At 69.6% G+C, this 12,025-nt stretch carries 11 protein-coding genes and 1 riboswitch; of the genes, 8 read left to right on the top strand and 3 right to left on the bottom strand.

The annotated features are described in order from the left end of the window. Window positions 1–4: 4 nt before the first annotated feature. From ACVTJA_RS28230 to ACVTJA_RS28220, 3 genes are all read left to right on the top strand, one after another. Window positions 5–1,039, top strand: coding sequence for a D-alanine--D-alanine ligase family protein (locus ACVTJA_RS28230; protein WP_465824191.1), 1,035 nt, complete (start codon window positions 5–7; stop codon window positions 1,037–1,039). 61 nt (window positions 1,040–1,100) lie between these two features. Continuing rightward, window positions 1,101–1,160, top strand: a riboswitch (guanidine-III (ykkC-III) riboswitch). Window positions 1,161–1,177: 17 nt separating this feature from the next. Continuing rightward, window positions 1,178–1,510, top strand: a complete 333-nt coding sequence (sugE, locus tag ACVTJA_RS28225) for a quaternary ammonium compound efflux SMR transporter SugE (protein ID WP_465824189.1) — start codon at window positions 1,178–1,180, stop codon at window positions 1,508–1,510. Between the two features lie 148 nt (window positions 1,511–1,658). Beyond that, window positions 1,659–1,964, top strand: coding sequence for a hypothetical protein (locus ACVTJA_RS28220; RefSeq protein WP_465824188.1), 306 nt, complete (start codon window positions 1,659–1,661; stop codon window positions 1,962–1,964). Window positions 1,965–2,456: 492 nt separating this feature from the next. Here the strand turns inward: ACVTJA_RS28220 and ACVTJA_RS28215 are convergent, their stop codons facing one another. Continuing rightward, complete coding sequence (locus ACVTJA_RS28215) at window positions 2,457–3,437, bottom strand: alpha/beta fold hydrolase (protein ID WP_465824186.1); 981 nt, start codon at window positions 3,435–3,437, stop codon at window positions 2,457–2,459. Window positions 3,438–3,614: 177 nt separating this feature from the next. Here ACVTJA_RS28215 and ACVTJA_RS28210 point away from each other — a divergent pair, with 177 nt between their 5' ends. Then, complete coding sequence (locus tag ACVTJA_RS28210) at window positions 3,615–5,147, top strand: methyl-accepting chemotaxis protein (protein WP_465824184.1); 1,533 nt, start codon at window positions 3,615–3,617, stop codon at window positions 5,145–5,147. A gap of 3 nt (window positions 5,148–5,150) precedes the next feature. On the opposite strand, the gene ACVTJA_RS28205 is transcribed toward ACVTJA_RS28210, so the two are convergent. Next, complete coding sequence (locus ACVTJA_RS28205; RefSeq protein WP_465824182.1) at window positions 5,151–6,653, bottom strand: MFS transporter; 1,503 nt, start codon at window positions 6,651–6,653, stop codon at window positions 5,151–5,153. A gap of 215 nt (window positions 6,654–6,868) precedes the next feature. Between ACVTJA_RS28205 and ACVTJA_RS28200 the strand changes: the two genes are divergently transcribed. From ACVTJA_RS28200 to ACVTJA_RS28190, 3 genes are read left to right on the top strand one after another with little or no spacing between them, the layout of a single operon-like run. Continuing rightward, window positions 6,869–7,867, top strand: a complete 999-nt coding sequence (locus ACVTJA_RS28200; RefSeq protein WP_465824180.1) for a polyprenyl synthetase family protein — start codon at window positions 6,869–6,871, stop codon at window positions 7,865–7,867. Then, on the top strand, window positions 7,864–8,460 hold the full coding sequence (locus ACVTJA_RS28195) for a GbsR/MarR family transcriptional regulator (RefSeq protein WP_465824178.1): 597 nt from the start codon (window positions 7,864–7,866) through the stop codon (window positions 8,458–8,460). The genes ACVTJA_RS28200 and ACVTJA_RS28195 overlap by 4 nt, the downstream gene beginning before the upstream one ends. Before the next feature lie 10 nt (window positions 8,461–8,470). Continuing rightward, complete coding sequence (locus ACVTJA_RS28190) at window positions 8,471–8,992, top strand: gamma-glutamylcyclotransferase family protein (protein WP_465824177.1); 522 nt, start codon at window positions 8,471–8,473, stop codon at window positions 8,990–8,992. A 196-nt stretch (window positions 8,993–9,188) separates the two neighbouring features. Here the strand turns inward: ACVTJA_RS28190 and ACVTJA_RS28185 are convergent, their stop codons facing one another. After that, window positions 9,189–9,398 carry a hypothetical protein gene (locus tag ACVTJA_RS28185; protein ID WP_465824175.1) on the bottom strand — a complete coding sequence of 70 codons (210 nt, stop codon included), beginning with the start codon at window positions 9,396–9,398 and terminating at the stop codon, window positions 9,189–9,191. 672 nt (window positions 9,399–10,070) lie between these two features. Here ACVTJA_RS28185 and ACVTJA_RS28180 point away from each other — a divergent pair. After that, the gene (locus ACVTJA_RS28180; protein WP_465824173.1) at window positions 10,071–11,966 is read left to right on the top strand and encodes a M4 family metallopeptidase; all 1,896 of its coding nucleotides are present in this window, start codon (window positions 10,071–10,073) and stop codon (window positions 11,964–11,966) included. The last annotated feature ends 59 nt before the right edge of the window (window positions 11,967–12,025 follow it).

The raw sequence follows: 12,025 nt of genomic DNA, 5'->3' as shown, positions 1-12,025 counted from the left end.
CACCATGCCTGTCGCCCCCCTGCGCATCGCGGTCCTCCACTACCAACCGAAGGGCGAGGCACCCGACGCCGTCGTCGGACAGATTCGCTCCGCGCTGGAGGAGGTGGGCCACACCACGGTGGACGTCGGCGTGGACGAGAGCGTCACCGACCTCATGCGCAAGGTGACGTGGAGCCGCGCGGACCTCGTCTTCAACATCTGCGAGACGTTCGCCGAGGACTACCGGCTGGAGGTGAACGTGGCCGCGATGCTGGAGCTGGCTCGCGTGCCCTTCACGGGCTCGGGCACGGCGGGGCTCCTGCTGGCGCAAGATAAAATCCTCGCCAAGCAGCTCCTCCAGTTCCACGGCGTGCTCACCCCGCGCTTCGCCACGTTCGACGGCGACTCCTTCCAGACGAGCGGCGACCTCAAGTTCCCCCTCATCGTGAAGCCGGCGCGCTCGGACGCCTCCATGGGGTTGGGCGTGGAGAAGGACATGGAGGGGCTGGCCCGGCGCGTGCGCAGGATTCGCGAGGAGTTCGACGACGAGGCGCTCGCGGAGGAGTTCATCGAGGGGCGAGAAATCTACGTGGGCGTGCTCGGGGAGCACTCCAATCCTCAAGTCTTGCCGGTGGTGGAGCTGGACTTCGGGAAGAAGTGGAGCCGCAAGCGGATGAAGATCGCCAACCGCGAGGTGAAGTTCGCTCCCGAGACGGAGGGCAGCCCCCGGCTGGTGGTGCCGCATGACTTGTCCGACGAGCTGCGCGGCCGGGTGGAGCGCGCCGCGGTGACGGCCTTCCGCGCGCTCAAGCTGCGCGACTACGCGCGCATCGACTTCCGCGTGTCCAGCAGGACGAACGAACCCTATCTCCTGGAGGTGAACCCCAATCCCTACCTGGAGGCGCAGTGCGAGGTGGCGCTCGGCGCGCGCGAGCGGGGCCTGTCCTATCCGCAGCTCGTGCAGCACATCGTCGAGGTGGCCGCGCGGCGCCACGGCCTGTCGCGCGGCAGGGCCTCGCGCGTGGAGGCGCCTGCCTCCGAGCCTGCTTCCGCGCACTGACTCACGCGGGTTGAAGAGGGCAGGGCGGAGCGTTATACGCGCGCCTCGCACGGCGGCTCATGGTGAGCTCGCCGGGCCCGGACGAGGTGCGCCGTACCCGGTCAGGACAAGACGACGCGAACACGGGAGTCGTGCGTCATGTCATGGGTCCTTCTCGTCATCGCCGGGCTGCTCGAGGTCTGCTGGGCCATCGGGCTCAAGTACACCGAGGGCTTCACCCGCCCCATTCCCAGCATCCTCACCGGGTCCGCCATCATCGCCAGCATGGTGCTGCTGGGCGTCGCCGCGAAGACGCTGCCCATTGGTACGGCCTACGCCGTCTGGGTGGGCATTGGCGCGCTGGGCGCCGCCGTGCTGGGCATCTTCCTCTTCCAGGAGCCCGCCACACCGCTGCGCATCTTCTTCCTGTCGCTGCTGCTCGTGGCCATCGTCGGACTCAAGGCCACCAGCGGCGCCGGCGAAGGCCCCTGAAGCCCGCCGCACGGGGGCGGAGTTTTTTCAGGCTCCGCCCTGGCGGGGGACTTCCGTTTCTACAGGGATGCAAGTGACGGGGCGTGCAACCGTCTGAAATCACTCACAGCGCCCCTGGCATGTGGCCTGCTATTGGCACCCGTCGCGTATGAGGTCGCCGAGGAACGTCCACCGTCCATACACCGTCGAAATCGTGGCCGAGGCCTGGGAGCAGGTCTCGTACATGTCGCGTGAAACCTACCGGGCCATCCAGGAGCGGCTGGAGTCGCTGGCCCAGCAGTCCGCGCTGGCGACGCCGGAAGCGTCGACGGAGGACGCGCCGAGCTTCCGCCACGAGGACCTGACCCTCCACTACGCGGTGGACACGCGGCGCCGGCTCATCAAGCTGCTGCGCATCTCCCGGGAGCGTGGCCAGGCGGCCACCCAACACCGTCGGGAGGAGACCCAGCGCTGAGCGGCCTCACGCCGCGGGCCGCGGGGCCACTTCTCCCACCACGCGCATCAAGAGCGAGTCCCGACTCCGGTGGCTGGCCGGAGTGGTGACTGGCTTTCATTCATGGCCAACCCCGGGGGAGCGACGACCCATGCGGGCCTCCGCCTGAGCGACTTCATCCAGGAGCGGCGCGAGGAGGTGCTCGCCGAGTGGGAGCGCCGCGTTCGTTCATACCCCGTGGCCTGGAATCTCAAAGGTCCCGTGCTGAGGGGCCACGCTCCGAGTCTGCTGGACCGCATCGCCCAGGTCGTGCGCGGCCCGCACACCGGCGTGCACGAGGCCCTGGGAGACCTGCCGGACGTCCGTGCCCTGGAGCGACTGGTGGCGGGTTATGACCTGCACAACGCCGCGCGAGAGCTGGGGGATCTACGCGACACCCTGCTGATGCTTCGGGAGCGCGAGGCCACGGAGGCCACATCGACGTGCGCTCGTCCAGGGAGGCGGGCACCACCTTCACGGTCTGGCTGCCCCGGAGCCCGGCGCGGGTGGTGCAGTGACGGTGCCGCCCTCGGAGAGGAAGCGGTGCGCGTCCGCGGCCGTGCGCACCGGGTCCTCCTCCATGGGTACATGGCCCAGACCCGGGTACATGACGAGGCGCGAGTCCGGTAGGTCGTGGTCGAACCGCTCGCCGTACCTGGGAAGAATCCACGTGTCCTTCGCGCCCCACAGGACCAGCGTGGGGGCACGCACCTCGCCCAGCCGCTGCCAAAGTCCATCGTCTGTCGTGGCGCGCAGGCGCTCGCGCGTGGCCTCGCGGTTGCCCTCGCGCAACAGCAGCGCGTAGTACCGGTCGACGTCGGCCTCCTTGACCTTCGACGGGTCGCCGTAGACGGCGCGCACGTTCTTCTCGATGACCTGGCGGGGCGTCACGTGTGACAGCAACTCTCCGAGCACCGGTGTGCGCGCCAGCCGGAATACCAGCGGCGACGGCTCGTCGCGCGGGTAGCCCGCGGCGTCCACCAGGATGAGCCGGTCCACGTGCTCCGGGTGGAGCAGGGCGTAGTGCCACGCCACCGAGCCGCCCATGGAGTTGCCGGCGAGGTGGAAGCGCTCCAGCCCCAGGCGCGCGCGGAAGGCCTCCAGCACCTCCGCCATGCCTGTCCACGCGTAGCGCCCCTTCGCGTCCGGGCCCGTGAGGCCATGGCCGGGCAGGTCCAGGGAGATGACGCGGTAGTGGGGCGACAGCTCGCGCACCCACCCCTCCCACGTGAAGAGGTTGGCATTGGAGCCGTGCAGCAGCACCAGCACCGGGCCCTGTCCCTGATCGCGGTAGTGGATGCGCAGCCCGTCCACATCGAGGAAGCGCGAGGGCGGTGTCGCATAGCGCGCCTCCGCCTCCGCCGCCGGAAGCTCCGGAGTCACACTGGCGGCGAGCGCACCCAATACCACCAGCAACACGGCAACACCTGCCAGCGCCTTGCGATTACGAGCCATGGGGTTCCTCGGACACCGCGCGTCTAGGTACTCTCCCGCAGGCACCGAAGGTGGGATTGCGTGCTCCGAGGAGAGGCATCCAGAATGTGACACCTCTCTGGTTTATCCAGAGCGTCTTCTTATCCTGTTCTCGGCTCGGAATGGGACGGTCGTCACATCCTTCCCCCCAGTGCCCGGATGCAACTCTCCCTCAAGCAGAAGATCACCCTGGCGCCGTTGCTGGTGGCGCTGTTCTTCACGTTGCTGTCGTTCGGCTACACGGTGCCTCGCATGCGCCAGTCCTTCGATGACCAGGGGCGCGAGCTGGGCGCGGCGGTGCCCACCGCACTGGCCGCCACGCTGACGGGGCTGCTTCGCGGCAGTAACGCGGCCGCGGTGCAGGCCACGCTGGAAACCGTGGCCCAGGAGGGGAAGCTCGCCTACGTGGCGGTGGTGGATGCCCGGGGCGAGCTGGTGGCGGTGGCGGGCCGGCACGCGCAGGTGATTCGCGAGCACCGTGAGCGGCTGGCCACGACGCGGGACGGGAGCATCTTGACCTCGGGCGGCTCGGAGCTGCTGGACATGGCCGCGCCCATCTCCGGCGGGCTGGGCGAGGTCCACGTGGGCTTCAACCGCACGGAGGCGCAGAACCGGGTGGAGGACATCCTGGGCAACCTGCGGCTGGTGCTGCTGGGCGCGCTGGTGGTGCTCACGGGCGTGGCCTTCGTGGCGAGCCGCCGCATCGTCGCGCCGCTGAACCAGCTCAGCAGCGCGGTGCGGCGCATCGTCGAGCACGGTGACCTGCGCGAGCCGGTGCACATCGACTCGGACGACGAGGTGGGGCAGCTCGCGCGCGTCGTCGGCATGCTGGTGTCGAAGTTGAAGGAGCTGTTGCACCAGCTCCAGTCGTCCACGGAGCTGTTGAGCGACTCGGTGATGGGGCTCAACGAGTCCGCCGAGGAGCAGAATCAGATGGTCTCCCGCAGCGCGGCGGCGCTCCAGGAGACGCAGGTGACGGCGCAGGAAATCCGTCAGACGGCGCTGCTGGCCTCTGATTCCGCCGAGTCCGTCATCCAGGTGGCCGAGCGCGCCGAGTCCCTGGGCCGCACCGGCGAGGCGGCCATCGCCGCGAGCATCGAGGGGCTGGTGGACCTGCGCTCGCAGGTGGAGCAGATCACCGAGCGCATCATGTCGCTGGGCGAGCGCACGCGGCAGATTGGTGGCATCACCGAGACGGTGAAGGACCTGGCGGACCAGTCGCACCTGCTCGCGGTGAACGCGGCGATTGAAGCGGCGCGCTCGGGGGAGCACGGCAAGGGGTTCGCGGTGGTGGCGCGGGAGATTCGCGGGCTGGCGGACCAGTCCATCCGCGCGACGAATCAGGTGCGGGCGATTCTCTCGGACATCAGCGAGGCCATTGCCGGCACGGTGGACATCACCGCGGAGGGTGCCCAGCGCATGGAGGCGGGGCTGACGCAGGTGCGCACGTCCGGGGACACGCTGCGGCAGCTCACCGGCATCGTCCAGGACAGCACCACCTCCGCGCGGCAGATTGCCCGCACGGTGAGCCAGCAGGCCACGGGCATCGAGCAGATCTTCACCGCCGTCAACGAGCTGAACACGCTGATGGGCGACACGGTGAAGCGCATCGAGAACACGAGCGACGCCGCGGTGTCCCTGAAGATGCTCTCCGAGCGTGTGTCGCAGGTGGTGCGGTCGTACCGCGTCTGATTCTCAGCCCTCGCCATCACCCGAGCGCGCCTCGGCCAGCGCGGGCGCGGGGCGGGGCCGGGGCAACATCCGAGACAGCATCTCCCCCACGGAGCGCACCGGGTGGGCTCCGGGCTCGGGGAGGCGCGCGGTGAGCAGGCTCGCGGCGTAGCGGGCCACGGACGACAGCACGAACAGCACGTGCAGGTTCACCCAGACGTGGCCGCCCAGCATGAACTGTTGCGGCAGCGCGGCGGCGATGGCGCCTCCCACCGCAGCGGCGGCGGAGTACGCCAGCCCACCGGCGGTGGCGAAGGCGGCGAGGTAGAAGGGCCGGCCCTTGCGCGGGGCCACGGTGAGGGGCAGCGCGAAGATGGCCAGGCCATGGCCGCTCCACAGCGAGCCGGCCAGGAGCACGTCGAACAGCAGCGGCCACAGCGTGCCCGCGGACGGCAACAGCCACAGCACGGGGATGGTGCTGATGCCCAGCGAGCACGCCATCAGCACCGGTTGCGCGCCCACCCGGTCAATCATCTTCCCCCACAGCGGCGCGGTGAGGATGCGCACCCCCGCCACCGCCGCGGCGTGCAGCGCCATGATGACGAAGGTCATCTTGAGGTTCTGCAGGCTGTGCAGCGCGAAGAAGGGTGCGGACACCCCCACCGCCGCGTTCCACGCCACCTGGTAGCCCAGCACGCGCCGTGCCGTGGGGTCCTTCAGCGGCACCAGCGCGCCCTTCAATTCCAGACGCGGAGCGACGCCCGGCGGGGCCGGGTCGTGCTGCGTGGCCATCAGCAGCGTCGTCACCACGCCCATGACACACGCGCCCAGGGCGAGCAGCGGCAGTCCCAGGCCCACGCCCTCGGGCTTGCGCAGCCGGTCCATGAGCAGGCCCGCAGCCAGCGAGGCGCACGTGCCCGCGAGCGTCGTGAGCGCGGTGCGCCGGCCGAAGAAGCGGCCCCGCACGGAGCGCGGCACCAGCTCTCCCATCCACGCCACCCACGCGTTGTTGCCCACCACGCCCAGCACCGAGGAGACACCGGCCACCGCGAGGAGCAGCCGCTGCTGCCCGGGCAGCGTCAATCCCAACCACGGCAGCACGACCAGCGGGAACATCACCAGGCGCGACAGACACACCGCGGTGAGCGCCACGCGGCGGTGGCCGAAGGTGGACGTCAGCCACGCGGCGGGGAACTGCACGAACTGGGCGAAGAAGGGCAGGGCCGTCATCACCCCGACGAGGAACGGCCCCAGCTTCAGGGCAATGGCCCAGGCCGTGAGCACCGTGGCGCCCGCGCACGCGGTGAACACCTCCGCGAACATGCCCTCCACCACGGACGCGCCCATGCTGCGGCGCAGCCGGCCCGTGGCCCGGGTGGAGAGAGGGGCGGGCCCGTCCGCGGGGGGCGCGCCCAGCAGCGGGGCGGAGGAGCCCGGCAGGGACGAGCCGGGGCGGAACAGCGGGACGGCGGAGGCGAGCGAGGCGAAGCTGCTCAGCAGGTGGCGGCGGAAGGCGGCGGGGCTCAACGCATTCCTTCTTCGGGAGCGACGGGGCCTCTCGTCTGTCGCACAGCCCTCCCAGCCCCTCAATCCGCCCCCAAGTGAACCTCTCGCGCACGGCCGCCCACCATCCAGGCGCCGGTCGCGTATCCCACCTCGCCCGCCCGCCTGGAGGGCGACGCTGGATTCAGGTGCAGTTCACGCGGTCTTGAACTATATGAACGGGCGAGGAGACGGCGCACATGGACCTGGCTGGGGAGCTGACGGACTTTCTGGGGGCGGTGGAGCAGCGGCTTGGGAGCATGCTGGTGGACGGCAATGCGGGTCCGGACGTGAAGGGCGACACGCTGATGGAGGCGGCCCGTCACCTCTGCCTGGGCAGCGGTGGCAAGCGCGCGCGCCCCATGCTGGTGCGGCTCTTCGGCGGCGCGGTGGGCGTGAAGCCGGAGCGCCTGGTGGACGTGGCCGTCGCGTCGGAGCTCATCCACTCCGCCAGCCTCCTGCACGACGACGTGGTGGACGCCGGCATGTTCCGCCGCGGCCGGCCCACGGTGAACGCGCGCTGGGGCAACATCGTGGCGGTGATGAGCGGTGACCTCATCCTCTCCACCGGCCTGCACCAGTTGTCGCTCCTCGACGCGCGCCTGACGCGCAGCGCGCTCTCCGTCGTCTCCGAGATGACCCGCGCCGCCATCGCCGAGGTGGAGGCCCGTGGTGATTTGGACCTTCCGCTCAACCGGCTGCGCTTCATCGCCGAGGGCAAGACGGGCTCGCTGTTCGGCTGGTGCGGCAGCGCCGCCGCCACGCTGGCGGACCACCCGGAGGCCGTGGAGCGCTTCGACGGCTTCGGCCGCCACCTGGGAGTGGCCTTCCAGATTGCCGACGACATCCGCGACATCCTCGGCACGGACGTGGGCAAGCCGCGCTACGCGGACGTGCACTCGCGCACGCCGTCCATGCCCATCCTCCTGGCGGTGGCCAAGGAGGAGTCGCTGCGCCGCAAGCTGAAGGACGCCTGGGCGTTCTCTACGATTACGCCCGAGCGCACGAAGGAGATTGGCGCGGCAATCGAGGCCACGGGCGCGGTGGAGGCGTCCATGGCGCGGATGAACGTCGAAATCGAGGCCGCGCTCGACAAGCTCGGCCACTTCGCCCAGGAGCCGGCCGGCGCGGAGCTGGTGGGCTGGGCGCGGAAGCTGTCCGCCGGCATCGCCGAGCAGGTCCAGGGGCGCGCTGCATGAAGGGCTACCTGTGGACGGGGGGACCCGGGAGCCCGGCATCCGAGGTGCCAGCCCAGGAAGGACGGCTGGCATCGTGGGAGGCCATCGCTGTCGACGCGGTCGGCAACGTCATCGAGTTCTGGGGTTTCAAGCGCAACCAGGGCCGGGTGTGGGCCCTGCTGTACCTGCGCGGCGAGCCCCTGACCGCGGGAGAAATCGAGCGCGAGCTGGAGCTGTCCAAGGGCGGCGTGTCCATGCTGCTCAGGGATTTGGAGCGCTGGGGTGTCATCCAGCGGGTGCGCCTGCCGCAGGACTCGGCGTGGCGCTACGCGGCGGAGACGGACCTGGTGCGGATGGTGACGCACGTCATCGAGGAGCGCGAGGCGGGTTTCGTGGCGCGCATCCGCGCGGACCTGGCGGAGGCGCGGCGGCTGGCGGAGTCGGTGACCGGGGTGCCCCGCGAGCGGCTGGCCCGGCTGGAGAAGATGACGACGCTGGCCGAGCACGTGGAGCGGGCGCTGCGGCTGTTCATCAAGACGTCGCGGCTGGACGTGTCGGGCGTGCTGGCCGTGTTCCGCGACGAGGCGGGCGCGCCGCGGCGGGAAAAGCGTTAAAGAAGCGGGCATGGACTCGCACTACGACCAGGTGATGAAGGCGCGCGAGGGGGCGGACCCTTCGGCCACGCGCTTGTATTTCGCTTACTCCACCATCCTGGACCGCGCCGCCTTCGACGAGTGGAAGCAGCAGCACAGCTACGGCTTCTTCGAGCTGCCGGAAGGCCGGCTGGCGGAGGCGGTGGACGTGGACCTCGTCTACGACTTCCCCTCGCGCTGGTGGGGCGGCCGGGTGGCGGGACTGGCGGACGCGACGGGCGGCAGGGTGTACGGCCGGCTGTTCGAGATTCGCGGCCAGGACTGGCCCATCGTCCAGCACAAGGAAGGCTTCGTGACGGGCATGTGCGTGGAGCGCACCGTGCGCGTGGTGGTGGACGGCCAGGAAGTGGAAGCCACGGCGTTCGTCACCAATCCGCGCCGCGCTTCGCAGGACGGCCCGGTGAGCCCGCGCTTCGTGGAGGCGCTGGTGCGCGGCGCCCAGGCGGCGGGCCTGCCCGCGGAGTACGTGGAGCGGCTGAAGCGCGGCGCGTAGTCGCGCGCACCACGGTGCGCTGGTCGACAGCACCGCGCCCCCGGGCTTCCTTCAGGCCCGGGGATGCGCAGGTTGCGCCACGCTCATGTTCTTCTTCTTCTCGAACAAGCTCGGCTGCCTTGGCAGCATCCTCGTGTCCGTCGCCTTGAGCGCGGTGCTCTACTTCCTCTTCATGCGCCACTGAGGAGCCGCGGGCTCACGGCTCGCCGCGCCAGAGGTCGTCGGTGTCCTCGTCTTCCAGGGGATGCACCGTCACCACGGCTCCGTCCTTGTCCGGCGTGCTGCGGACCTCCTCCGCCTCGGCCGGAGTGTGAGGGGCGCGCTCGGAGAAGTTGTCGTTGTGGAGGTGACGCTGGCGCTGCTCGCTCGTCCCCCCATAGCCTTCGGCGATCTTCTTCTTGGCCATCTCCCTGCCTCCTGGTGGAGCCACAACCCCAACGCTGGGGGCGAGGGGAGGGGGAAGCAAGCGATGCACGGCGCGCGCGCCCGCCGCTGCAACCGCAGGGCAGGCAAGCGACCTGCACCTGAATGAATGACCATGCCTACATGAACGGTCTTTCAGGCGGCCGGCTCCGATCGCAGGCTGGGGCCGGAACAGGCTTTCAGTGATTGGCACCGAATTTGCGCATCGTCATGCCTACCTGAACAGCTCTTCAGCCAGTTTTGAGACCCCGGGTTGGGGCAATGCCTACATGAACACCCGCCCAGGCAGAGCCGATCGGCCGGAGCGGGCGAGGGCAATGCCTACATGAACGCGTCTTCAGGCAGAACCGACCGTCAGATCAGGCAATCCCTACATGAACACCGCTTCGGGCAGGGCCCGGCGCGTGGCGTGGACGAGGGCAATGCCTACATGAACGCGTCTTCAGCCATTTTTCGCCCCTTCCGAACATCGGCTCCGTGTCAATCAAATACATGCAATATTGGATTGATTGCCATTGTGGCGTCGATGGTATGTATTTGATTGCGATACGTCTGGCTTGTCCGCCAACTCCACGTTGCGCATGGATTCCTGACTTATGTCGTATTCCCGATATACGATCCCCCGTCGCATCCACCCTCACTGGCGGGGAACATCATGAAGCGTGGCACCCGGTGGCTCGTTGCATGTTTTTCTCTCTCCCTCGCGGCTTGTGGCTCGGAAGGGCCGGAGCCGGCCCAGGCATCTCGGGAGGAAGGCGTCTCCCGGCTCTCGGACATCGAGGCGGCGCTGCGCGCGCTGCCCGGCACGGAAGTCACGGGCATCCATGATGACGGCATCCCGTTCATACTCAGCGGCCCGCTGGGAGAGACGGGCCGGGTCATCACTGGCGCCTCGGCCCGCCAGGCGCACGCGCTGCTGACGCCGACGCTCGAGCGCATCGCCCCGGTGTTTCGCCTGCGCACGCGGGACCTGGTGCCCCTGAGCGCCAACACGGACGACCAGGGCCACACGCACCTCCGCTATGCACAGACGAAGAATGGCCTGCAGGTGGTGGGGCAGCAGCTCATCCTCCACCTGGACGAGAAGGGCCGCGTCTACGCGGTGAACGGCGACGCCCGGGACGGCGAGAGCGTCGCCTCCGAGCCGCGCATCAGCGCCCAGGCCGCGCGCCAGTTCGCGCTGACGGCCACGAAGGGCGGCCGCACCGTCGTGGGGGAGCCCCAGCTCGTCTACGTGCGCGCGCCCGCGACGGAGCGCCTCACGCTCGCCTTCCAGGTGCAGGTGGAGGGCGAGCAGGACGGCTCGGCGGTGAGCGACCAGGTCTTCGTCGGCGCGCTCGACGGGGCCGAGGTGTGGCGCTACTCGGACGTCCACCACGCGAGGAACCGCAAGGTGTGCTCGGTGGGCGGGACGAACAGCGGCACCTGCCGTCTCGAAGGTCAGCCGGCCACGGGCGATGCGGCCATCGACACGGCCTACGACAACCTGGGCCGCTTCTATGACTGCTTCAACGTGAACTTCTCGCGGGACAGCTTCGACAACGCGGGCGCGCAGCTCTATGCGCGCGTGCACTACCAGAGCAACTACGCGAACGCGTACTGGGACGGCACCGGCATGGTGTGCGGCGACGGTGACGGCACCACCGTGGGGCCGCTGTGCGCGGACCCGGACGTCGTCATCCACGAGGTGACGCACGCGGTGACGGACTACACCTCCGACCTCATCTACTCCGGCGAGTCCGGCGCGCTGAACGAGTCGTACTCCGACATCTTCGCCGCGTACTGCCACAGCTGGGCGACCGGTCCATGGATCATGGGCTCCGACGTCTGGTACATCGGGGAGCTGGCCTGGACGCCGTCCACGTCGGGTGACGCGCTCCGGTACCTGGACGACCCCAAGCGTGATGGCGTCTCGCTGGACTACTACGCGGACTACAACTCCTCCGTGCCCGTCCACTACGCCTCGGGCATCAGCAGCCTGGCGTTCAAGCTGCTGTCCACCGGTGGTCTGCACCCGCGGGGCCGCTCGTCGGTGAATGTGCCGGGCATCGGCATCCAGGCCGCGGGCCGCATCTTCTACCAGGCCAACCTGAACTTCTTCACGCCGAGCACCACGCTGGCCCAGGCGAAGGCGTATACGCGCTCGGCCGCGCAGGCGCTGGGTTACGGCACCGCCATCCTCGACGCGGTGGACAAGGCCTGGCTGGCGGTGGGCGTGGGCGCGGCCACTCCGCCTCCCACGTGCACGCTGCTCACCAACGGCGTCACGCTCACCGGGCTCTCCGGCGCGGCGAGCTCGCAGAGCTACTACTGCCTCGACGTGCCGGCCAACGTGCCCACGTCCTTCACCCTCAGCAGCGGGACGGGGGACGCGGACCTGTACGTGAAGTTCGGCTCTGCCCCGACGACGGCATCGTTCGACTGCCGGCCGTACCTCGGCGGCAATAACGAGACGTGCACCCTGGCCGCGCGCACCACGGCGGGGCGCTACTGGGTCATGCTGCGCGGCTATTCGGCCTACTCGGGCGTGTCGCTCAAGGGCCAGTACTAGCCGGTGACAGCTCCGGGCGTCCCGGTCAGCCTGGGACGGGACGCCCGGGATGTCTCAAG

It is taken from the genome of Pyxidicoccus sp. M6 (genome assembly GCF_055568925.1).
Note: the sequence above shows the minus strand (reverse complement) of the source record. Positions and strands in the feature narration are given on the sequence as shown.

What these genes read in the sequence shown, in the direction of transcription:
- ACVTJA_RS28180 (WP_465824173.1), top strand. Translation starts at nt 10,071, where the DNA reads ATGAAGCGTGGCACCCGGTGGCTCGTTGCATGTTTTTCTCTCTCCCTC.
- ACVTJA_RS28210 (WP_465824184.1), top strand. Translation starts at nt 3,615, where the DNA reads ATGCAACTCTCCCTCAAGCAGAAGATCACCCTGGCGCCGTTGCTGGTG.
- ACVTJA_RS28185 (WP_465824175.1), bottom strand. Translation starts at nt 9,398, where the DNA reads ATGGCCAAGAAGAAGATCGCCGAAGGCTATGGGGGGACGAGCGAGCAG.
- ACVTJA_RS28190 (WP_465824177.1), top strand. Translation starts at nt 8,471, where the DNA reads ATGGACTCGCACTACGACCAGGTGATGAAGGCGCGCGAGGGGGCGGAC.
- ACVTJA_RS28195 (WP_465824178.1), top strand. Translation starts at nt 7,864, where the DNA reads ATGAAGGGCTACCTGTGGACGGGGGGACCCGGGAGCCCGGCATCCGAG.
- ACVTJA_RS28230 (WP_465824191.1), top strand. Translation starts at nt 5, where the DNA reads ATGCCTGTCGCCCCCCTGCGCATCGCGGTCCTCCACTACCAACCGAAG.
- ACVTJA_RS28220 (WP_465824188.1), top strand. Translation starts at nt 1,659, where the DNA reads ATGAGGTCGCCGAGGAACGTCCACCGTCCATACACCGTCGAAATCGTG.
- sugE (WP_465824189.1), top strand. Translation starts at nt 1,178, where the DNA reads ATGTCATGGGTCCTTCTCGTCATCGCCGGGCTGCTCGAGGTCTGCTGG.
- ACVTJA_RS28200 (WP_465824180.1), top strand. Translation starts at nt 6,869, where the DNA reads ATGGACCTGGCTGGGGAGCTGACGGACTTTCTGGGGGCGGTGGAGCAG.
- ACVTJA_RS28215 (WP_465824186.1), bottom strand. Translation starts at nt 3,437, where the DNA reads ATGGCTCGTAATCGCAAGGCGCTGGCAGGTGTTGCCGTGTTGCTGGTG.